The sequence below is a fragment of the Streptomyces sp. NPDC058289 genome, from assembly GCF_042880975.1.
GTDB lineage: Bacteria > Actinomycetota > Actinomycetes > Streptomycetales > Streptomycetaceae > Streptomyces > Streptomyces stoeckheimensis.
Genome location: NZ_JBHVYI010000009.1, coordinates 53,374 through 74,338, shown reverse-complemented (window position 1 = coordinate 74,338; position 20,965 = coordinate 53,374). Strand labels below are relative to the sequence as shown.

Genomic DNA, 20,965 nt, shown 5'->3' with positions numbered 1-20,965 from the left:
TTTAGAAGAAAGGCCTGTTCGGCTCTCGAAGCCATTTCTCAGAGCTCGGAGGGTTTCCATGCGCATGCGTCGCCGCAGATCCCTGCGCCTCCTGCTGTGCCTGGCACTGTCACTGTCCGCAGTGCCGCTGGCCGTCCTCGCCGCGCCTCAGGCCGGCGCTGCCGCCGGGCCGACCGTGTGGATCCTGGACGCCACCGACCGCCCCTTCACCTCGACCACCCCGCCGGGCTGGGCGCCGACCGGGATCGAGCTGTACGCGGCCCGCAACGCCTACGAGGGGGCGCAGATCCTGGTGCGGTCCGGTTCGGCGCAGACCGGGGTGTCCGTCACCTCCGGGGCGCTGACCGGCCCCGGCGGCGCGGTCATTCCCGCCGCGAACATCACCACGCGCTACGAGTACAACCACCCGAACATCCAGAAGGTCGGCAACGTCCAGAACCCGCCCGACGGTGGGATCGCCTACTACGACGCGCTGTTGAACAACAGTCCGCAGTCGGTGGCGGCGAACACCACGTACGCCTCCTACTACCAGGTCTACGTGCCGGCCGGTCAGGCGCCGGGCGTCTACATCGGCAGCGCCAGGGTGAACAGCAGCCTGGGCGCCGTCACGGTGCCGGTGTCGGTGACCGTGTACAGCGCCACGATCCCGCCGACCTCGCAGTCCACGTTCAAGATGAACAACTGGTTCTCCTCGGCGGGCTGGGACTACGCGGGCACTGAGGCGTCGATCCCGAACGTGTACGGCGTGCAGATGTACGACGCCAACTGGTGGAAAGTCGAGGCCGACATCGCGGCGAACATGGCGCGGCACCGGAACAACGTGATCTACGCCGACGCGGTGGCCCTGCTGATCCCGGACACCACCGTCGACGCCGCGGGCCACTTCACCTTCGGCTGGTCCACCTTCGACCGGTTCGTCAACCTCTTCGTCAGCGCCGGGGCCATGCAGTACCTCTACACCCCGACCCTGCTGGAGCCGCCCGCCTCCGATCCGTACCTCGACACACTGGTGCCGGCCAACGGCGTCAGCGGCGCGGTCAAGCACGTGCTCTGCCGGCCCAACTCCGCTCCGGCCAATGGCTGCCCGGACACCAACAACTGGTTGAAGCAGTTCTTCCCGGCGCTGAAGGCGCACCTGGACGCCAAGGGCTGGACGAACAACTTCTACATGAGCGCCCTGGACGAGCCCACCACCACGCAACAGGCCACGGCTGCCAACTGGCTCTACACCCTCTACGAGCAGTACTTCCCGAACCCGCGCACCAACGAGGCGCAGCTGACCACCTTCACCGGGGACGCGGCTCACCTGTCGACGCAGACCCCGCTCTCGTCGAACTACGACGCGAACGTCGCCCTCTATCAGGGCTACCGGATCAGCGGGAAGGACCTGTGGCTGTACAGCTGCATCCTCCCGCAGGGCTCGTACATGAACCGCTTCACCAGCAACTACCTCAGCGGGACCAGGCTCCTCCCCTGGCTGACCTGGAAGATCGGCGGCAACGGCTACCTGCACTGGGGCTGGAACTACTGGCACGACGGCTTCAGTGAGCCGTACCCGGCCGCCGACACCTTCAACACCCCGCAGACCGGCGACAGTTGGCTGGTCTATCCGAACAAGGCCGCCTACGGCATCTACGACAGCCTCCGCAGCGAAGCCCAGACCGCGGGCCTACAGGACTTCGAACTGCTGCAGCAGCTGGCCGCGGTCAAGCCGCAGGCGGCACGCACCCTGGCCGAGACGGTGATCACCAACCCGACGGCGTACGACCGCTCCGGGTGGAACGTCGAGGGCCGGCACAAGCAGCTCCTCGACGAACTGGCCTCGGCATCCGGTGACCTGGCGCTGCCGTTCACGGACGACTTCAGCGGCGGCGACCACTTCTGGACCCACACCCGGGGGGCCTGGTCGACCAGCGGCGCCCAGTACACGCAGTCCGACGCGTCGGCGATTTGGGGTGACGTCTCCTACTTGCGCGGCCGGGGCTACACCGACGTCTCGGTCGGCGTGGACCTGCAGATCACCGGAGTGAGCTCGTCCGGCGGAAGCACCAACTGGGCGGGTCTGATGGTGCGTTCGGCCAACGGCACTGACCTGGACTCCGGCTACCTGATCGCCCAGCGGGACAACGGCCAGGTGTTCGTCTACCGCAGCGGCACAAGGATCGGCTCGGCGTTCGTGCCCGGCTACGTGTCGGGACAGCGCACCCGGCTGCGCGTAGTGGCGCGCGGGAACGCACTGAGGGTGTACTCCGGGACCGGGCAGGCGCCGGTGCTGACCGTCACCGACGCGGCGTTCACCGCAGGCGACGTGGGTCTGGTCACCGGCGGCGCCAGCGCGAACTTCTGGAACGCCCGGATCATGCCGACCTCTCTCGCCCCGGCCGAGAGTGCCGCCGTCACCGCCTCCAGCTCGTACGAGGCCGACGGCTGGGGTATCCGCTCGGCCGTCGACGGGCAGCGGCCGTCGGCGCCGAACGCCGCGGGGTGGAGCAGCTCTGGCAGCATCGCCACCAACCACACCGAGTGGGTGCGGCTGGACCTGGGCTCGACCCGGCCGGTGAGCCGGGTGGACCTCTACCCGCGCAGCGACGGGGCCAACGCCGGTCAGGGCTTCCCGGTCGACTTCACCATCCAGACCTCCACCGACGGCGCGAACTGGACCACGGTCAGCACCCGGACCGGGTACGCGAGGCCCGGCGCCACGGCGCGGACCTTCGCGTTCGCGACGGCCAACGCGCGCTACGTGAAGGTGACGGGAACCAACCTGAGCAGAGATCAGTTCGGTAATTTCCGCATGCAGTTCGCGGAGATCGAGGCTGTCGGCGGAGATCTGGCACTGGGCCGCCCGGCGACCACCTCCAGCTCGGTCGAGTACCCCAACGAGGGCTGGCTGACCGCCAACCTCACCAACGGGACCCATCACACCGACCTGTGGAACTCCTCGGGCTGGAGCAGCGCCGGGGCCGGCTCCCCGAACACCACGCAGTGGGCGCGGGTGGACCTCGGCGGCCCGTCACGGATCAGCGAGGTCACGTTGTACCCCCGCGACGACATCCCGAACACCGGGCGCGGCTTCCCGTCGGCCTTCACCGTCCAGCTCTCGACCGACGGCACGAACTGGACCACCGTGGTGTCGAGGAGCTCGTACCCGCGCCCCGGAGCCGGCGGCCATTCTTTCGCCTTCGCCGCCACCAGCGCTCGGTACGTGAAGGTCACCGGCACCACGCTCACCGCCGACCAGTTCGGCGTGTACTACATGCAGCTGGCGGGGATCGGTGTCTCATGACGAAGCACCGGATCTGCTTCCTGCTCCAGGTGAAGGCCGAACTCGGCGACGAGTACCGCGAGCGCCACGCGCAGGTGTGGCCGGAGATGCTCGACGCCCTCCGGGCCACCGGCTGGACCAACTACTCCCTGTTCCTGCGCCCGGACGGCCTGCTCGTCGGCTACCTGGAGACCGAGGACTTCGATCGCGCCCGCGAGGCGATGTCCGCCACCGAGGTCAACGCCCGCTGGCAGGCCGAGATGTCCCGCTACTTCCAGTACCTGGACGGCACGCCGGCCGACCAGGCGATGGCACCGCTGACGGAGGTGTTCCACCTGGACTGACAGTCCTGAGAGGAGGTATGCGACTCTTCGTCCGGCCCGCCGTGGTGCCGATGAGGCACAGTGAGCAGTTGGTGGGGCGAGGGCGGCTCCTTCGGATCACCCGGCTGACCAGCTGAAGATGGCGGCGAGGTGGAGTCCGGCGGGGTAGATGGCGGCGGTCTTGTCGTAGCGGGTGGCCAGGCCGCGCCATTGCTTGAGCTTGTTGATGCAGCGTTCCACGGTGTTCCGGTGCTTGTAGGCCTCGCGGCCGAAGGCTGGCGGGCGGCCGCCGAGCCGCCCCAGAGCTGGTCGACCATGCCGTGGTAGACCGCCGCGATCTCGCCCGGCAGGCCGGCCGCGTCGTCGGGGAGCCGGGTGCCGAGATCCCCGTCCCGTACCGCGGTGAGCCCAGCCAGCAGCTTCTTCAGGATCTGGTCGGAATCGCTCATATTTGCCTCACTGCGATCCCCTTTGGTACGAGAAGGGTGAGACGGCCCCGCGTGCGGGTATATCCCCTCGGGAAGACCACGACGGTTCCCGCCGCCCTCCTCGGGGCGGCCGGTAGCCACCCATCCGTCGGAGGAACTCATGGCATCTGTTTCCAGCGACACCGTGGTACCGCTCGGTACGGATCGGTACGCCGAGACCCTCGATGTACCGGAGGCCCCGCTCGCCGTCAGTACGGCGGAGGCGAGGACCCTCTCCACCGCGCTCTTCCAGCGGCTGAACGGGTTGTGCGAGGGGACGCCGGAGTACTCGTACGTGCGCAATACGCTCGTGGAGCTCAATCTCAGCTTGGTGAAGTACGCGGCACGCCGGTTCCGCAACCGTTCCGAGCCGATGGAGGACATCGTCCAGGTCGGCACGGTGGGCCTGATCAAGGCGATCAACCGGTACGACGTCGAGCGGGGGGTCGAGTTCACGACGTTCGCGATTCCCACCATCACCGGTGAGATGAAGCGGTTCTTCCGCGACACCAGCTGGTCCGTGAAGGTCCCGCGGCGCCTCCAGGAACTGCGCCTCGACATCGCCAAGACCCACGACGCGCTCGAACAGCAACTGGGACGGCAACCGACCGACCTGGAGCTGGCAGAGCACCTCGGCATCACCACGGAGGCGCTGGACGAGGGCCGCCGGGCCGCCAACGGCTACACCGCCGGCTCCCTGGACGTCCCCGTGGGGCCGGACGGGGACAGCAGCCCCGTGGAACGGCCGCTGGGCGAGGAAGAGAACGCCTACGACGTCATCGAATGCCTGGAGACGCTGAAGCCGCTGCTCGCCACGCTCAGTGACCGCGACCGGCTGATCCTCTCGCTGCGCTTCGGTGAGGAGCTGACCCAGTCCGAGATCGGCGAGCGGCTGGGCCTGTCCCAGATGCACGTCTCACGGCTGCTGTGCCGGATCATGACCAGCCTGCGGGCGGGAGTGCTGACGGACGAAGCGGAGGCCGAAGCCGAGGGTGAGGGCGACAGCGCGGCCGAGCACGAGCGCGGGCATACGCGTCGGCACCCGGACGAGGTGTGAGTGCGAACGACGAGGTGTGAGTGCGAACGTGCCGTCCAGATGATCGGAGCCCCTGACCCCGCGGAGGGGTCGGGGGCTGCCTGAGCCCCTGGCCCCGCCCGGACAGGGCTCAGGCCGGGCGGGGGATTCCGTCCAGCCGCGGGGAGAACGTACCGCCGCTGCGGCGGACGGGCGGCGGAGCGTCGACCTCCACCCATACGCACTTCCCGCCGTCCACCGGCTCCGAGCCCCACTCCCGTGCCAGCCGGTCCACGATGAGCAGCCCATGACCGCCGGGCCGGGCCGGGTCGGACGGGGTCCTGACCGTCGGGGTGAGCGGGCTCCCGTCGGTGACCTCGATGCGCAGCCGCTCGGGGGTGCAGCGCAGGAGCAGTGAGCTCGGCCCGCCGGCGTGCATGCAGGCATTGGCCACGACCTCGGACACCAACAACAGGGCGTCGTCAGCGATCTCGTCGACGTGAGTGCTGCCGCTGCCGCTGCCGCTGCCGGTGCCGTTCCCGGCTTCCGGCAGCCACTGCCACTCGGTCAGGGCCCGGCGGGTGAAGTCGCGACATCGGGTGACGACATCCGTGGTGCCGTGCAGCACCAGACGCCGGGTCTGTTCCGGTGGCCGGTGCTCGCTCATCGGTGCTCCTCCGCTACGCACGCCGGCGCCTCGCCAGCGCCGCTTCCACATCGGGGTGCAGTGGGAAGAGGCCGTCCGCGCCGGTGACGTGCAACATGCGCTCGACCGGCTGGTGGAGTCCGATCAGTTCAAGACTGCCACCCGTTTCCTGGAGCGCGAGCCGGTTGTGCAGCAAGACGTTCAATCCGGTGGAGTCGCAGAACCGCAGCCTGCTGAAATCGACGAGCAGCCGCTGCCCGCCCCGTGCCCGGGCCGCTGCGAGAGCAGTCCGCAGGGGCTCGGCGGTGTCGTGGTCGAGCTCGCCGGCCAGCGCCAGGACGGTAGCACCGTCGACGGGCCGCACTTCGACCGCGAAACGATCTTCGTCCGCCGTCGGCATCGGAGGCCCCCTTCGCACGGGTTCATATCCGGATACATTTCGCGCCTACCCCCTCAAAAGGCACCAAACCCGTACGGCTAGGCCGGTCCGGTGTGGCCCGGGCCCCGGCCCGCCTCACTGCAGCCCGCGAAAGCGGCCTTCACGTGCCGACGTCCTGCGGCACCAGCCGATGGCCAGCCGGATCAGGCTGATGAGGGTGATGACCCAGACGGCGGCGAAGGCCCAGATCAGCGGGGGAGAGGAAGTGGCGACGGCGCAAGCGAGCAGCGCGGCGCAGGCGGCGCCGAGCAAGCCCGTGCACAGGGCGGCCGTGTGGCGGCGGGCCCAGTTCCAGGCAGAGGCCCAGGGGCGGATGCCGCGGCGCAGCGTCCGGAGCCTGCGGTCCAGGAGCTGGTCGGCGCGCAGGTCCTGCTCGATGTCGTCGAGAATGATCCGCTCCTGCCGAGAGAGCTCAGGGCCGTCCATCGCGAAGCCCCTCTCCTGGGACCGTCTTCGACTTCTGCTCTCGTCGGCTACCCGAGCCGCGGCTGCGCACGCATGGCGCGAACAGATAAGGAGGGCCTGGCCCCTGTCGGGCCGGACCCTCCTGCGTGCGGGCGGCTGACCGCCGTCCTATGGATGCGGGGCGGATGGTGACGTGATCGGCGGCTACCAGTAATGGCTCCGTCCTCCGACAGCGTGTCCGACGGAGCCGAGGATCCACAGGACGACACCGATGAGAACGAGGATGATCCCGAGGGTCCACAGGATCGAAATCCCGAAGACGAATCCGAGGATCAACAGGACGATTCCGATTGCGATCATGATTGTTCTCCGATCTCGCGAGTTTCTTCTGCCCCGTTCCGCCGCCGGGATGTGCCACGCGGCCGCCCAGTCCGACGGAGTGCCGGAACCCGGCCCCCTCACCCCCCTCCCAGCGGCGCGTGTCCGGCCGGGACGGCCTCCTCCGGAGCGACCGGCCCGCTCGTGCGGCGCGTGATCGTAGGTCTCAGACGAGGAGGCCCAGGCCGCTGTACCAGAGCGGGCCGGGGTTGAGCCGGTCACCGTGGAGCTTGATCATCTGGTCGAAGAACTCCAGCGGGGTCGGCTCGTCGGCAAGGAGCCGGATCGCGTCCCGGAGGTACTGGCGGGTCTCATCGATGATCTTCGGGTCGTCGGGAAGGTCCTTGTTCTTGTGGCCGGCGACCACGTGGAGCGGGTTGAGCGCGGCGATCTTGTCGATTCCGTCGAGCCACGCCTGGAGGCCGCCGCCCGCGCCTTCGAGCATCATCTGGTGCACGCCGTTGTAGACGACGTCTCCGGCGACGACGAGGCCGATCGACGGCACGTGCAGGACGCTGGAGTCGGCCGTGTCGGTGTGGCCGGTCTCGACCGCGCGCAGGACCTGGCCTTCGAGCAGGAAGCCGTCTTCCGGGACGGGGACGGCGAGGACCGGGGTGTTCTCCGGAACCTCGGCGAATGACTTGGCGAACCCCTCTTCCTTGCCCTTCAGCTGTTCGTGCATCTGCCGGATGGTCCCCGCGGTGGCGTACACGACGGTGCCGGCATCGCCGAACTGCTCCAGCAGCGTCGCGGTGCCGAACCAGTGGTCGGGGTGGCCGTGGGTGATGTAGACGAACGCGAGCCGCTTGCCGGAGCGTGCCACGCCCTCCGCGACCTGCGCGATCTGCCCATGGGTCAGCGGCGGGTCCACCAGGACGGCGTCCCGCTCCCCGTAGACCAGGGTGGACGAGATCGGCGAGGAGACGATCGCGTCGCCGTTCGGAAGCCGCAGATCGATCCTTCTGGGAACGCCGTCCGAAATGAGGACCTCGTAGGACAGGGCAACGCGTTCGGACATCTCGGCACTTCCCTCATGGTCGGGTGCGTCCCCCAGACCACTCTCCCGCCATCGGCAGCCGCACGCCCGGCGAGGGGCTCGATTCATGCGTACGGGCCCTGCCCGCTCAGCGCAGGGCGTCGAGGGCGGGGACGATGCGGGCGGACATGTTCACTTCCATCATGCGCAGGGCTGCGGCGGCCAGGTCGTCGTGGATGGGTCTGAGCGGCTCGACGAGACCGGCGTGCGGGCCGGCGAGGGCCGTCTCCAGAATTTCCCCGTGGCGGGAGCGTCACCTTCCGAAGTTGTCGTTGGCGCAGACCACCGGAAACCCTCGGTCGCGGGCCTGCTCCAGTAGGCCGGCGGCCGGCCGGCTCGGTGCCGTTCCGTCGCCGATGGCCCTGCCCTCACGGAAAACACTCGTAACGCCCACCGGGCTCCCGGTCGGTGAGCGATTCGCCGCAGGATTGCCCTCGGGCGTCTCAGCGTCCATCGGTGGTCCCCATGTGCTGGGCTGGGAAGTCGAACGCACGGCCCGAAGCCGTCCCTCTCGGCGCTGGCGTCGCGGTGTGCCTGCCCGGTTCGGGCAGTGGCATACCTGTCTCATTGGCCGGGCCCGTGTCCGGTCCGCCCTCCGACACCGGCCTTCGTCCCATGCATGCCGTACGGATGTGGTGGCGAGGATGTCCCCCAGGAGGACGGTCGTCGCCGCACAGCCAAAGGCGATGCCCGGTTACCAGGGCGGTCTCGTCGGCGAGGAGACCGCCGATGCAGGTCCCGAAGAATGACAGGAGTGGACGAGGGTAGGCGCCGGACATGTTTCCCCTGCTCGACAGGACGGTGCCGCTGCTGGTCGGCGGCTACGGCTTCCTCCCTGACCTGCGTCGAGCCACGCCGCCACCGTCGTTCGCATGCGGCGCGCCGGCCGTGAGTCCGTCGCCCTGCACGGGCCCGAAGCGGTGGCCGAGGCCTCAGGATGCCGATCGACCGCAGCCCGACGCGGCCGCGCATCGGCTTCGTCGTGTCCGTCTCAACCCGACAGAGGAGGAACGGACAAGGCCGAGCTGAAGCGCAAGCTCGGCCACTGATCCGAGCCGCGAAGAAGCGGCCGGTGTGACCGGGCCCTGCCCGCCGACGTTCGTGAGCCGGGGGTTCGAGATGGGGAGAACCATGCGGCTGAGAAGGAGCCGACCCGACCGACCGGGGTACCACCGGGTGCGGCACGGGCGCGGTTTCCGCTACCTGGACGAGGCGGGCCGGCCCGTCACCGGGGAGGCGGAACTCATCCGGATCCGGGAGCTGGCGATCCCGCCCGCCTGGTCCGACGTGTGGATCTGCCCGTGGCCGGGCGGCCACATACAGGCCGTGGGCACCGATGAGGCGGGGAGGCGCCAGTACCGGTACCACGACCTTTTTCGGGAGCGGCAGGAGCAGGCCAAGCACGAGCACGTTCAGGAGGTCGCCGCTCGGCTCCCGGTGCTGCGCAGGGCCGTCGAGGAGGACCTGAGCGGCCGTGGACTGACCCGGGAGAGAGTGCTGGCCTGCGCCGTCCGACTGCTGGACCTCGGCTTCTTCCGGATCGGCGGAGCCTCGTACCGGCGCGACCACCAGGCGTACGGCCTGACCACTCTGCTGCGCGAGCACGTCACGTGCAGCAAGGGCGAGATCTGCTTCAACTACCAGGGGAAGTCCGGCCGGGAGCAGGCGTGTTCGCTGGTGGACCCGGCCGCCTACGCCATCGTGCACGCCCTGCTCCGGCGAAGGGACGGGGGGCGGCAACTGTTCGTGTACTGGGAGTCGCGGGCCTGGCACGAGGTCCAGGCCGATGACGTGAACGACTACCTGCGCCTCAAGTCCGGTACGGACCTCACCGCGAAGGACTTCCGGACCTGGCACGGAACCGTCCTGGCGGCCGTCGCCCTCGCCGTCTCCACCGGCGTGGCCGAGGGATCGCCGGGCCGGCGCAGGGCGGCGGAGGCCCGAGCGGTCCGCGAGGTGAGCTCGTACCTGGGGAACACACCCGCCGTGTGCCGCGGCTCCTACATCAACCCACGAGTCGTGGAGCTCTACGAGGAGGGCGTGACGGTTAAGCCGGCTCTGGACCGGCTGGGCAAGAACTCCGACTACGGACGGCCCGCCACCCACGGCGAGGTGGAGAAGGCCGTGCGCGAACTGCTCACCGAAGGCAGCACGGGGCGGAGCAGGGCGCGCAAACGGGCGGCAGCCGCCGGCCGACAACCCTGCGGAAAGAAACCTGCGTAAAAGAGCCCTGCGGAAAGGAGAAGGGACATGTCACGGGACCCAGTGGGCAGCGGGCGGGAGGACGGCGCCGCGCGCGTCGTGGTCGTCGGGGCGACCGGCAACGTGGGAACCAGCGTGGTGCAGGCGCTCTCGGATGACCCGGCCGTGGGGTCGGTGGTCGGCCTGGCCCGGCGCGTGCCCGGCTGGCGGCCGCCCAAGACCGACTGGCATCCGGTCGACATCGAGCCCGGTGGCGGCGACCTCGTACCGCTCTTCACGGGCGCGGACGCAGTGATCCACCTCGCATGGAAGTTCCAGCCCACCCATCATCCGGAAGAGACCTGGCGCACCAACGTCCTGGGCAGCATCCGCGTGTTCGACGCCGTGGCCGCCGCACGCGTACCCGCCCTCGTCCACGCCTCCTCGGTCGGGGCGTACTCTCCCGGCCCCAAGGACAGTACGGTCACGGAGTCCTGGCCGACCCACGGCTGGCCGCAGGCCGCGTACACCCGGGAGAAGGCCTACCTCGAACGGGTACTGGACACCTACGAACGAGCCAACCCCGGCATCCGTGTGGTCCGGATGCGCCCGGCTTTCCTCTTCAAGCGGGAGTCGGCCTCCGAGCAGCGCCGGATCTTCGCGGGCCGGCTGCTGCCCGGGCGCCTCGTCCGGCCCGGGTTGATCCCCGTCGTGCCCGATCTCCCGGGACTGCGTTTCCAGGCGCTGCACACCGATGACGCGGCATCCGCCTACCGGGCGGCCGTCACCCGCCCCGTACGCGGCCCCTTCAACCTGGCGGCCGATCCGCCGCTGGACGCCGCGGTCCTGGCCGGGATCTTCGGTGCGCGGAGCCTGCCGATGCCGAGCGGTCCCGTACGGGCCGCCCTCGCCGCGGCGTGGCGGCTACGCCTGGTGTCGGCCTCTCCCGATCTCTTCGACGCGGATCTGCGCTTGCCCCTGATGGACTGCACCCGGGCGCGGGAGGAACTCGAATGGGAGCCCCGCCGCACGTCCGTGGAGGCCTTCGAGGAATTCCTGTCGGGCCTGCGGGATGGAGCGGGCATGGACACCGCGCCACTCGCCGCGGACGGAGCCTTCGCCTCCTCCTCTCCCGGCAGGCAGCGGGCATCGGAGCAGTCGGCTTCCGGAGCGGTGAGGTGGAGTGCACGGCCGACGGGCGGGTAGCCGCAGACCATGGACGCTCAGGAACGCCCTCTGGCCCTCATCACCGGCGCATCCAGCGGCATCGGTCTGGAGCTGGCACACGAATGCGCGCAGCACGGATACGACCTCGTGGTGGCCGCGGAGGACGGGCTCGTCCACGAGGCGGCGGCGCGGCTGCGCGTGCACGGTACCGAGGTGCACGCCGTGCGCACCGATCTCGCCACGTACGACGGTGTCGAGGTGCTCGTGAGTGAGCTGCTTGCCTGCGGTCGTCCCCTGAGCGCCGCCTTCCTCAATGCGGGCATCGGCCGGGGCGGCCCTTTCCTCGAGACGGATCTGACCGACCTGGCCCGTGTGATCGACGTCAACGTCTCCTCCACGGTGCACCTGTCCAGGCGCCTGCTGGCGGCCATGGCCGAACACGGTCAGGGCCGATTGCTGATCACCTCGTCGGTCGCCGCCGAGCTGCCGGGGCCCTACAACGCCGTCTACAACGCCTCCAAGGCCTTCCTCCAGTCCTTCGCCCAGGCCCTGCACCACGAACTGCGGGGCACCGGTGTCACGGTCACCGCCCTGATGCCCGGCGCGACGGACACCCGGTTCTTCGTCCGGGCCGGCATGCTGGACACCCGTATCGGGCGCTCCAAGAAGGACGACCCCGCACGCGTCGCCCGCCAGGGCTACCGCGCGCTCATGGCCGGCCGGTCCCGAAAGGTGGCCGGCTCCGCACGCACCAGGGTCAGCGCGTTGCTCACACGGGGGCTCCCCGCCGAGGCCGCAGCCGCTCTGCACGCCCGCGGCGCGCGGCCCCACGGCAGCCGTAGCCACCTGTAGGCGATGCGGAACCAGGTGGAGGGAGAAGATCGTGACTGCGACGCAAGGCGAACGCCGGGTCGTGCTCGTACGGCATGCCAAGTCGGTCCCCAAGGAGGCCGCAGCCGCCGACTTCGACCGAGCCCTAGCGGACCGAGGCCGGCAGGCGGCCCCCCAGGCGGGCCAGTGGCTCGCGCATTCCGGCTTCCCGCTCGGCTTCGCGCTCTGCTCGTCGGCGCTGCGGACCCGCCAGACGTGGCAGTTGCTGGCGTCCCGACTGGCCAGTCCGCCGCCCGTCGCGTACGAGGACCGGCTGTACAACGCGGACTCCGACGCGCTGCTGGCGGTAGTGGCCGAGACGGACGAGGACATCAGCGACCTGCTGTTGGTGGGCCACAACTCCGGCATCCACGACCTGGCCGTCGCTTTGTGCGGAACCGGACCCGAGCACCTTCTCCGCCGGCTCCACGACGGATTCCCCACCTCGGCCGTTGTGGTCATCGCGCTGGCTGGGCCATGGAACGAGGCAGTGCCCGGGGCCGGCCGGCTGCTGGCGTTCTGGGCTCCGGGCGACTGACCGCCGCCCGGGAGGGGCGATGCCGGCCGTACGGGGTGTCTGCGGGGCGGGTCGGACCAGGTGGTTGACCTCGCGGATGACGGCATGCCGCGGGGGTGCCTGTCCGTCAGCGAATACCGTCGCCGGGTAAGGGCAGGCGCACTTCGTAGATCCTGTGAGCGGCCCGAACGAGCGGGCCGGTCCACCTCCACAAAGCTACAGACGAGGACGAAGGAGTACGGCGGACCGGTGGTGGCCGTCGACGAGGCCGGTGGCCGCCGCGTCGGCTGCGGAGACCTCGATCCACATGTCGGGTGCCGCCGACCGAAGTTGGGGGACGCGGCCGGTGCGGGTGCGGGTGTGGAACTGGTAGAGGGTGCGACCCGTGGTGAGCCAGAGGGGGTACGCGGTGTCGGGTTCTTCGGGGGGCGGGACGTACGGGGCTGTGCGCAGGACGGCCTTGCCCTGCGGGTTCAGGGACCTGTACGCGTCCTCGTCCTGCGGCGTTCCGGTGCGGAGGTCCTTGCCGTAGGTTTCGCAGTCCTCGGGCCCGCTGCGGAAGTCGCCGCGGGTGTACAGGCGTTCGGTGCCGTCGGGGTGCTCGGCGGTGCAGGGCCACTGGATCCCGCCGCGGTCGCGGAGCGCGGGCGATGACGGCCAAGGCCTAGTACTCCTCCAGGAACAGCTGACCGCTGGTGTAGAAGCCGATCGACTCGGGTCCCGGCCCGTCGAGGAGCGCCCGGGTACGGCCCCTGATGCGGTCCATTGCAGTGTCCCAGTCCGTCTCTCGCAGGACGCCGCCTTCCCTGACCAGGGGCCGGGTCAGACGGTCCGGTGAGGCGATCGACTGCCAGCCGTAGAGGTCTGTGGGATCGAGGCGCCCCCGGTTGACCCGGTCGCCGGCCACACCCCGGACGCCCACCAGGCGGCCGTCCCGGACCGCCAGCTCCATGGCGTCCCCGTTCGAGTGAAAGTTCGAGGCGGTCACGTACCAATGGTCGACACGCGCGGGCCCTTCGTCGTCCGCCCCGGAGGGGGAGTCGGGGAAGAACGAGTCCACGCGTTCTGGCCACGGCTCCCCCCCCCCGCCCGTACGGGGTGCGACGGCCCGCCGGCTCGGCGATCCGGTCCGGGGGCAGGATCGGCGCATCCGCGTCTTCGCGGTGCGGTTCTCCCTCCATGAAGGGCGCCTGCCCTTGCCAAGCCGCTCCACGCTCCCGTCGAGCCCGTGGATGCATCATTCGAGAGCTCGACGCACTCGGTCGTCGCCTGCGCGGCTGCGCGGCTGCGCGGCTGGTCGGGTGGTCTGGCGGGAACGGAGGGGGTTCGTGGGTAGTGGTGGGGCATACGTACGAGATGTCGCTGTGGTGGTGCCCCGAGGAAGGTCGCGTGAACCTGATCCCGTTGTCCAGAGCGGTTTCGCCGGGCAGACCGGCGCTGGAGCGCGCAGTGGGCGCGCTCCTGTGCGCAGGCACGGCCGCTGTCCTCCTCGGAGGATGCGGAGCACCCGAGGCCCGGGTGGACGGGGCACGGGCCGCGGGCGAGCGGTTCGAGCGTGCCCTGGCCTCTGGGGACCAGGAGTCCGCCTGTGGGCTGCTGGCGCCCGAGACGCGCGGGCAGCTGGAGCAGGATGAAGGTAAGGCGTGCCGAGAGGCGCTGGGTGCGGAGGAGCTGCCGACGGCGGGTGCGGTCCGCACGACCGAGGTGCACGGGCGGCAGGCCATGCTGAGACTCGTCGGCGACACGATGTTCCTGTCGCAGTTCGACGGGGGATGGAAGGTCGTTGCGGCCGGCTGCACCCCGCAGGGGGAACAGCAGCCCTACCAGTGCGTGCTGAAGGGCGGCTGAGGATGCGCTTCCTCTTCGTGACCTGTCTCGTTGTGGTGGTGGGCGGGCTCGGCTATTTCATCGCGATCGGGGCGATGCAGCGATGAGCGACGACGCGCGCGGGAAACCGCGACGGAGCGGGTTCTGGCGGGACAACAGCCTCACCCTGGCGTTCGGAATCGCGTTCCTGTTGGTCCTGGTCGGGCAGGCCTTCGCCGGACACGCCGAGTTCAACGACCAGTTGACCGTCGACGGTCTCCAGCGGATCGGTCTGGGGGAGTACGTGACGACCTCCGACTTCGCCGTGGACGTCACGGAGAACTGGCAGTCGGAATTCCTGCAGTTCTTCCTCTACATCTTCGGCACCGTATGGCTCGTCCAGCGGGGCTCACCCGAGTCCAAGGAACTCCACAAGATCGGGACCGAGTCCGATCGGGAGCAGCACCTGGGCGATCACGCCAGGAAGGATTCACCCCGCTGGGCGGGCACGAAGGACTGGCGGCAGATGTTGTACTCCCGCTCGCTGGGCGTCGTCATGGGGTGTCTGTTCATCGGGTCCTGGTTCGCGCAGTCGGTCGCGGGCACGGCGGCGTACGACGAACAGCGGCTCCGGCAGCTCCAGGACCCCGTCGGCTGGGGGACGTACCTGACCCTGCCCGACTTCTGGAGCCGCACCCTGCAGAACTGGCAGTCCGAGCTCCTGGCGGTTGCCGCCATGGTCATCCTCTCCGTCTACCTCCGCCAGCGCGGCTCACCCGAGTCCAAGCCGGTGGGCGCCGCCCACACGTCGACCGGCGTCGAGGGATGACGCTTGCGGTGAGGAGCAGAGCGGTGACTGAAACGGCACCGATCGTCGTGTTCGCGAACTTCCTTTCCGATTTGGCGGTGGATCTCGACGAGGGTCAGATCCTGACGACGTGGGCCCAGCAAGCGCCGCGGAAGGCGTGGCTGCTCCGGCCGGGGGACGTGTTCGTCACTCCCGTGCCGCTGAGCCGGGAATTCTTGCGGTACGTGTACGACCTGACGGGGGTGCCCCCGGAATCGGTGGCGGTCGTCGAGGTACCACCGGCCGGCGCCGTTCCAATGGCGCAGGCGGTGCGCGAGGCCGGCCTCGTCGAGCACCTCCGTGCTCTCGCGGGGGACCGGGGTGCGGCGCTGCTGCCGACGGCGCTCGATGCGTCGGCGATCGCGTTCGCCCGGGACATCGGCATCACGGTGCACCCGTATCCATCGGTCGAGGCCGCCGAGGTAGCGCTGCGGACGACCATGCTGCTCAACACGAAGACCGGCTTCCGCAAGACGGCCGGGCAACTGGGCCTGCGGCTGCCCGTGGGGCGGATGTGCCGGCGCCCGGAGACCGAAGACGTGGCCCGCGAACTCCTGCGGGACCACGAGCGTGTCGTGGTGAAGCCCGACCGTTCGGCGGGAGGGCACGGAATGCGCTTCGTGTCCCGCGACGATCTGAGGGGCGGGGCGAGTCTGCTGCTCGACACGGTCGGCGGGCCCGAGGGTCTGTGGGTGGTGGAGGAGTGCCTCGACGTAGCCGAGTCGGTCAGTATTCAGATGGACGTGGCCGCCGCCGGGGCACGCGCGCTCTTCAGCGGTGCGATGCGCACGGTCAAGGGCTCCTTCACGGGATACGCCTCTCCGTTGCCGCCGTCCTGCGCGCACGTGGCCGGCGAACTGGAGGAGTGGGGGACGGCCCTGGGCCGCCACCTCGCCGTCCATGGCTACGGCGGGCCCTTCGGCCTCGACGGACTGGTCGACGCGGACGGCGTCGTGTACGCGAGCGAGAGCAACATCCGTCGTACGGCCACCACCACCCCGCACGCCATGGTCACCCGCCTGACCGCGGGAACGGCCGAACCCCAACCGGCCTGGTCGGTGTCGAAGGGTTGGACGCGGAGCCCCATGGACTTCGAAACAGCCCTCGTCCGGCTGCGCGCGTCCCGCCTCGCGTTCCACCCGGAGCGTGGAGAAGGCGTGGTCCTCTACGCCGACGCGCCGCCCGACGGTCATTCCTGGCGGTACGCGGTGATCGCCAGGAGCGTCGGCGACGTGGAGGAGCAGGAAGCTGCGTTGGCCGAGGTCTTCGAATTCGAGGGTGGCTGACCCCACAGCGGACGGCGTAGGCGTGTCGCCCATCCTGGCCAAAGCCTGGTTTCGGACGAGCGCTCCGAGGGTGCGCCGGGTACACGAGCCTGGGGTGGCCGGCCGCGCCACCCGGTGCTGCGAAGTCTGGAGGCGTTGGTGGACGGGATCGTGCTGCTCAAGGAAGAGGCGGCGCCCGACACCAAGGATCACGTCCTGGAGAGCATCGAGGAGCACCACGTCGTGCTGTGGATGTTTTCCGAACTGAGGGACCTGGACGCGGCCGATGAGCGGTTCGACGCCAAGATGAACGTGCTGATGGAGAACGCCCGGCGGCATGGGCGTGGCGTGGCGGGGCAGGCGCGGGGCATCTGACGGTTCGATGCACAGGCGGCGACATGCGAAGCGTAGGCGTGGAAGAAGAGCTGCTGCTCGTGGACGCGGACAGTGGTGCTCCGCTCGCTGTGTCGGGGGCGGTGCTGGCGGCCGCGGAGCGCTCTGCCTGGCAGCGCCCCGATACGAGCGGTCGACGGAACCACGAGTTCGAGAAGGAACTGCAGAAGGAGCAACTGGAGTTCGCCACGAAGCCGGTCACCGAGATGGGTGAGCTCCAGGAGGAGATCGTCCGCATCCGCCGTGAGGCGGCGCACCACGCGGTGAGTGCCGGAGCCGTGGTGGCGGCGGTCGCGACATCCCCGCTGCCCGTCACGCCGTCGTTGAACGTCGGACGACGGTATCGATGGCTGGGCGAGCAGTTCGGACTGACCGCGCAGGAGCAGCTGACGTGCGGGTGCCACGTCCACGTGTCGGTCGCGTCCGACGAGGAGGGTGTGGCGGTCCTGGACCACATCAGGCCCTGGCTGGCCGTCCTGACGGCGATGAGCGCGAACTCGCCCTTCTGGCAGGGCGGGGACAGCGGGTACGGAAGCTACCGGAGCCGGGTGTGGAACCGGTGGCCGTCCGCCGGCCCGGTCGACATCTTCGGCTCCGCCGACCGCTATCACGAGCAGGTCCGCGCGATGATCGACACCGGAGTGCTGCGCGACGAGGGCATGATCTACTTCGACGCGCGCCTGTCGGCCACCTACCCCACCGTCGAGGTCCGGGTCGCCGACGTCTGCCTGGACGCCTCCACGCCGGTCCTGCTCGCCGCCCTCATCCGGGGCCTCGTCGAGACCGGGGCGAGCGCCTGGCAGGACGGACGGCCTCCGGCCAGGATCGGTACGAGTCTGCTGCGGCTGGCGTCCTGGCGGGCCGGCCGGTCCGGCCTGGACGGTCCCCTGCTGCACCCCGAAACCATGCGGGAGACGTCTGCCGAGAACGCGGTCGAGGTCCTGTACCGGCACGTGCGCGAGGCGTTGAAGGACCATGGTGATGACGAGCGGGTCCGGGAGGGCGTCGCGCACCTCTACGAACGGGGGAACGGCGCCCGCACGCAGCGCCGGCTGCACGCCGAGGGGCTGGAACTCGCATCCGTCGTCACTCGGTGTGCGGAGATCACGCTCCGGCCGTGAGGCGCGCGGCGGCTCGGGCAGGACTTTGGCTGTGGCCGAGGGCCCTGACCGATGACCCCGATCATCTGCAGCGGATTTCGAAGCCGCTTCGGGGGAGCGTGGGCATGCGGGACACACGCGTCGTCGTACACGGCCGTATGCGTCAAACGCGTTGGGCGCGGTGGAGGAGGGAGCGAAGGCCGTGCGCGCGCAGAGCGGCCCGTGCGGCGTTCGCGCCCGGGGCGCCGTGGACGCCGCCGCCGGGGTGGGCGGCGGAAGAGGCGAGGTAGAGGCCCTTGACGGGGGTCTCGGGGCGGCCGGTGCCGGGGGTGGGGCGGAAGATGGCCTGCTGGTGCAGGGCCGTCGTGCCGTTGTTGATGGCTCCGTTGTGCAGGTTCTCGTTCATGGCCTGCAGCGTGGTGGGGGCCAGGATGCGGCGGGCGCCGATGAGCCCGCGGAAGCCGGGCGCGAAGCGTTCCACCTGTGCTTCGATGCGGTCGGCCATGGCTTCCTCTTCGCGGGCGTCCCAGAGCCCGGTGATGTGGTCGGGGCCGGCGTCGGAGGCGATGTGCTGCGGGAGGTGGGTGTAGGCCCAGGCCGACTCCGTCCCGGCGGGGGAGCGGGTGGGGTCCGCGGTGGTCATCTGGCCGAACAGGGCGAAAGGCTCGTCGGGGACCTGCCCCATGGCGATCTGTGCGGCGAACCGGGTCAGGCCGTCGACGCCGTCGGCCACGTGGACCGTGCCCGCTCCGGCTGCCTGCGGCGCCGTCCACGGCACCGGGGCGGTCAGTGCCCAGTCGACCTTGAACGTCGCGAAATCCCACTGGAAGCGTTCCAGGTCCCGCAGGAGGCGGGACGGAAGGTGCTCTTCGCCGACGAGGTCCCGGTACAGGGCCAGCGCCGACGTGTCCGCGAGCACGGCCCGCCGCGCGCTGACGGATTCCCCGCCCGCGGTCCTGACCCCGACCGCCCTGCCACCGCGTACGACGACGGACGCGACGCGCTCCCCGCAGCGCAGGACGCCTCCGCGGCGGCGTAGGCGACTCACGAGGGCTCCGGTCAGGGCGCCGGCTCCGCCGACGGGGACCGGGAAGCCGTGGCTCTGTCCGAGCATCGACATCAGCCAGCCGAATCCGCCGCTGCCGGCCGCCTCGGGGGCCAGGTCGGCGTGCAGCGCGTTGCCGGCCAGCAGCAGTCGGCCACCGGCCCCGGCGAACTCCTCCTCGCCCAGTCGGCGCACCGGCAGGGCCAGCTTGCGGGCCAGCCGCAGGCCGCCGGAGGCGCGGAGTTTCGCGGCCAGGCGGATTCCGGAGCGGACCGGGGGGAAGGGCGTGAACAGGGCTTGCACGAGGTCCGGCCCCACCCGGGCCCACGTTCGGTACAAGTTCTCCCAGGCGTCGGCGTCGGCAGCGGCAAAGCCGGCCAGGCCGGCGCAGGTGTCCTGCACCCGGCGCTCCAGCACCGCGCACCTGCCGTCCAGCAGCGGGTGGGCCAGTACGGACGGGGCGTGGCTCCACCGCAGGCCCTCCGCGGCGAGGTCGAGACGCGCGAGGACCGGGGAGGCGGCGGCCAGCGGATAGAAGGCGCTGAAGACGTCCGAGACGTAGTCCGGGTGCACCTGGCGGTCACTGCGTACGGCTCCGCCGGGCTCCTCCTGCGCCTCCAGGACCTCCACGCTCCACCCGGCGTCGAGCAGCAGGTTCGCGGCCGCCAATCCGTTGGGGCCGGCGCCGATCACCACCGCGTCAGGCACGGAGCACCTCGCCCGACTGCTGCTCCACGACTCTGGCCAGGCGGGCCAGCATGCCCCGGTGCCTGAGCTGGAGGGCCGTTTCGATGACGGAGTTGTGCAGGGCCCCTCCCAGACCGCGCAACGGGTGCTCGTCGCAGACGACGAGAGTCTCCTCGCCCCACGGCCGGAGCTGGAGGAAGATCCTCGCGGTGCCCAGGACCTTGAAGGACGCCTCCAACTCCAGTTCCTTGCCGAGTTCCCTGTGGCGTACGGTCGTCACCCCTTCGGTTGACCAGGGGCCCAGCCGCACGGTGTAGCGGAGCCGGGATCCGACGTCCGGCCAGAGCTGATCGAGCGGTGTGGACTCGGACGGGCCCACCACCCATTCCCCGTACAGGGTCGGGTCTGCGAGTACGGCCCACACACTTCGAGGGGGGCGCCGGATGAGCTGATGACGGACGGCCACGGGGACTCCTGCTGCTACCGGAACGGCTTGGACGGGGCGCATAGCGCGACCAGGACCCGGGCCAGGAGAGGGCAAGACGGGCCCTGCCACCCGAGGACGCGTCACGCAGTCAGTGGCCGAGGGCGTTCTTGAGCTGCTGCTTGGTCATCGTGGAACGGCCCTCGATGCCGCGCTTCTTCGCCTCCTCGTAGAGGTCGTCCTTGGTACGTTCGGAGGAGCTGCCGCCGGAGGAGCTGCCGCCGCCACGGGACTTCTCGCCGCCGCGTTGCGAGGCGGACTTGCCCTGGGTGGAGCTGCGGCTCGCCGTCTTGCTCTCCCCCGATCGGGCGCGTTCCTTGTTCACTGTTCGGGAGGCCATCTCCTTCGCACGGCCTTCCGACATACCGCGCTTCTCGCCCGACTCCTTGATGTGTTCGTACTGACGCTCGCGCTTGGGGCTGGAACCTCGGGGCATGACGGAACCCTTCTTCGACGGTGTGATGTCACGGTCATGGTGCGCGTACCCCGATCGCGGCGCATCTCACGCAATTCGGACCCGGAGCTCTCGTCGCGAGGTCGGGCCGTGCCGTTCGTTGGGGCGCCTGGGCAGACCGGGATCCGATCGTCCGACGGGATGGGTGCGGGCGCGTTACTCCGGGACTTCTGCC

Annotated in this window: 21 protein-coding genes and 2 pseudogenes; 12 read left to right on the top strand and 11 right to left on the bottom strand. The window is 70.2% G+C overall.

Annotation, left to right across the window (positions count from 1 at the left end; genetic code table 11):
• The first annotated feature begins 64 nt into the window (after nucleotides 1–64).
• Nucleotides 65–3,286, top strand: a complete 3,222-nt coding sequence (locus ACFVX6_RS06675; protein ID WP_389688654.1) for a discoidin domain-containing protein — start codon at nucleotides 65–67, stop codon at nucleotides 3,284–3,286.
• Nucleotides 3,283–3,609, top strand: coding sequence for an L-rhamnose mutarotase (locus ACFVX6_RS06670; RefSeq protein ID WP_385335233.1), 327 nt, complete (start codon nucleotides 3,283–3,285; stop codon nucleotides 3,607–3,609). Before ACFVX6_RS06675 ends, ACFVX6_RS06670 begins: the two co-directional genes overlap by 4 nt.
• Before the next feature lie 96 nt (nucleotides 3,610–3,705).
• Here ACFVX6_RS06670 and ACFVX6_RS06665 read toward each other — a convergent pair.
• Nucleotides 3,706–3,900: pseudogene (locus tag ACFVX6_RS06665) on the bottom strand (IS5/IS1182 family transposase); the annotation flags it as partial.
• 276 nt (nucleotides 3,901–4,176) lie between these two features.
• Here ACFVX6_RS06665 and ACFVX6_RS06660 point away from each other — a divergent pair.
• Nucleotides 4,177–5,112 carry a SigB/SigF/SigG family RNA polymerase sigma factor gene (locus ACFVX6_RS06660; protein ID WP_389688652.1) on the top strand — a complete coding sequence of 312 codons (936 nt, stop codon included), beginning with the start codon at nucleotides 4,177–4,179 and terminating at the stop codon, nucleotides 5,110–5,112.
• Between the two features lie 109 nt (nucleotides 5,113–5,221).
• On the opposite strand, the gene ACFVX6_RS06655 is transcribed toward ACFVX6_RS06660, so the two are convergent.
• The 5 genes from ACFVX6_RS06655 to ACFVX6_RS06635 form a co-directional block, all read right to left on the bottom strand.
• The gene (locus ACFVX6_RS06655) at nucleotides 5,222–5,737 is read right to left on the bottom strand and encodes an ATP-binding protein (protein ID WP_389688650.1); all 516 of its coding nucleotides are present in this window, start codon (nucleotides 5,735–5,737) and stop codon (nucleotides 5,222–5,224) included.
• 13 nt (nucleotides 5,738–5,750) lie between these two features.
• A complete protein-coding gene (locus ACFVX6_RS06650; protein ID WP_389688648.1) occupies nucleotides 5,751–6,116 on the bottom strand; it encodes an STAS domain-containing protein in 366 nt (121 codons plus the stop codon).
• Nucleotides 6,117–6,230: 114 nt separating this feature from the next.
• Nucleotides 6,231–6,581, bottom strand: coding sequence for a hypothetical protein (locus ACFVX6_RS06645; protein ID WP_389688646.1), 351 nt, complete (start codon nucleotides 6,579–6,581; stop codon nucleotides 6,231–6,233).
• A 183-nt stretch (nucleotides 6,582–6,764) separates the two neighbouring features.
• The gene (locus tag ACFVX6_RS06640; RefSeq protein WP_389688644.1) at nucleotides 6,765–6,920 is read right to left on the bottom strand and encodes a DUF6131 family protein; all 156 of its coding nucleotides are present in this window, start codon (nucleotides 6,918–6,920) and stop codon (nucleotides 6,765–6,767) included.
• 184 nt (nucleotides 6,921–7,104) lie between these two features.
• Nucleotides 7,105–7,956: an MBL fold metallo-hydrolase gene (locus tag ACFVX6_RS06635; protein ID WP_389688642.1), complete on the bottom strand. Its 852-nt coding sequence runs from the start codon at nucleotides 7,954–7,956 to the stop codon at nucleotides 7,105–7,107.
• A 1,149-nt stretch (nucleotides 7,957–9,105) separates the two neighbouring features.
• Between ACFVX6_RS06635 and ACFVX6_RS06630 the strand changes: the two genes are divergently transcribed.
• The 4 genes from ACFVX6_RS06630 to ACFVX6_RS06615 are packed head-to-tail and all read left to right on the top strand — an operon-like array spanning nucleotide 9,106 to nucleotide 12,730.
• Entirely contained in the window at nucleotides 9,106–10,197 is a 1,092-nt protein-coding gene (locus ACFVX6_RS06630; RefSeq protein WP_389688640.1) for a DNA topoisomerase IB, read from the top strand.
• Between the two features lie 27 nt (nucleotides 10,198–10,224).
• Nucleotides 10,225–11,361 (top strand): NAD-dependent epimerase/dehydratase family protein, encoded by a 1,137-nt coding sequence (locus tag ACFVX6_RS06625; protein ID WP_389688638.1) that lies wholly within the window; start codon nucleotides 10,225–10,227, stop codon nucleotides 11,359–11,361.
• Nucleotides 11,362–11,370: 9 nt separating this feature from the next.
• Nucleotides 11,371–12,174, top strand: coding sequence for an SDR family NAD(P)-dependent oxidoreductase (locus ACFVX6_RS06620; protein ID WP_389688636.1), 804 nt, complete (start codon nucleotides 11,371–11,373; stop codon nucleotides 12,172–12,174).
• A 31-nt stretch (nucleotides 12,175–12,205) separates the two neighbouring features.
• Nucleotides 12,206–12,730, top strand: a complete 525-nt coding sequence (locus tag ACFVX6_RS06615) for a SixA phosphatase family protein (RefSeq protein ID WP_389688634.1) — start codon at nucleotides 12,206–12,208, stop codon at nucleotides 12,728–12,730.
• 195 nt (nucleotides 12,731–12,925) lie between these two features.
• Here ACFVX6_RS06615 and ACFVX6_RS06610 read toward each other — a convergent pair whose 3' ends face one another.
• Both ACFVX6_RS06610 and ACFVX6_RS06605 read right to left on the bottom strand, forming a co-directional pair.
• A complete protein-coding gene (locus ACFVX6_RS06610) occupies nucleotides 12,926–13,162 on the bottom strand; it encodes a molybdopterin dinucleotide binding domain-containing protein (RefSeq protein ID WP_389688756.1) in 237 nt (78 codons plus the stop codon).
• Between the two features lie 214 nt (nucleotides 13,163–13,376).
• Nucleotides 13,377–13,691: pseudogene (locus tag ACFVX6_RS06605) on the bottom strand (molybdopterin-dependent oxidoreductase); the annotation flags it as partial.
• A gap of 407 nt (nucleotides 13,692–14,098) precedes the next feature.
• Here ACFVX6_RS06605 and ACFVX6_RS06600 point away from each other — a divergent pair.
• The 5 genes from ACFVX6_RS06600 (at nucleotide 14,099) to ACFVX6_RS06580 (ending at nucleotide 18,141) form a co-directional block, all read left to right on the top strand.
• Entirely contained in the window at nucleotides 14,099–14,557 is a 459-nt protein-coding gene (locus ACFVX6_RS06600; RefSeq protein ID WP_389688632.1) for a hypothetical protein, read from the top strand.
• Between the two features lie 82 nt (nucleotides 14,558–14,639).
• Nucleotides 14,640–15,344: a DUF6766 family protein gene (locus tag ACFVX6_RS06595; RefSeq protein WP_389688630.1), complete on the top strand. Its 705-nt coding sequence runs from the start codon at nucleotides 14,640–14,642 to the stop codon at nucleotides 15,342–15,344.
• Nucleotides 15,345–15,367: 23 nt separating this feature from the next.
• Nucleotides 15,368–16,648, top strand: a complete 1,281-nt coding sequence (locus ACFVX6_RS06590) for a peptide ligase PGM1-related protein (RefSeq protein ID WP_389688628.1) — start codon at nucleotides 15,368–15,370, stop codon at nucleotides 16,646–16,648.
• Nucleotides 16,649–16,786: 138 nt separating this feature from the next.
• Complete coding sequence (locus tag ACFVX6_RS06585; protein WP_389688626.1) at nucleotides 16,787–17,002, top strand: hypothetical protein; 216 nt, start codon at nucleotides 16,787–16,789, stop codon at nucleotides 17,000–17,002.
• Between the two features lie 23 nt (nucleotides 17,003–17,025).
• Nucleotides 17,026–18,141: a glutamate--cysteine ligase gene (locus tag ACFVX6_RS06580; RefSeq protein WP_389688624.1), complete on the top strand. Its 1,116-nt coding sequence runs from the start codon at nucleotides 17,026–17,028 to the stop codon at nucleotides 18,139–18,141.
• 142 nt (nucleotides 18,142–18,283) lie between these two features.
• Here ACFVX6_RS06580 and ACFVX6_RS06575 read toward each other — a convergent pair whose 3' ends face one another.
• From ACFVX6_RS06575 to ACFVX6_RS06565, 3 genes are all read right to left on the bottom strand, one after another.
• The gene (locus ACFVX6_RS06575) at nucleotides 18,284–19,873 is read right to left on the bottom strand and encodes a phytoene desaturase family protein (RefSeq protein WP_389688622.1); all 1,590 of its coding nucleotides are present in this window, start codon (nucleotides 19,871–19,873) and stop codon (nucleotides 18,284–18,286) included.
• The gene (locus tag ACFVX6_RS06570; RefSeq protein ID WP_389688620.1) at nucleotides 19,866–20,318 is read right to left on the bottom strand and encodes an SRPBCC family protein; all 453 of its coding nucleotides are present in this window, start codon (nucleotides 20,316–20,318) and stop codon (nucleotides 19,866–19,868) included. Before ACFVX6_RS06570 ends, ACFVX6_RS06575 begins: the two co-directional genes overlap by 8 nt.
• Before the next feature lie 109 nt (nucleotides 20,319–20,427).
• Nucleotides 20,428–20,772, bottom strand: a complete 345-nt coding sequence (locus tag ACFVX6_RS06565) for a plasmid stabilization protein (protein WP_389688618.1) — start codon at nucleotides 20,770–20,772, stop codon at nucleotides 20,428–20,430.
• Nucleotides 20,773–20,965: the final 193 nt, after the last annotated feature.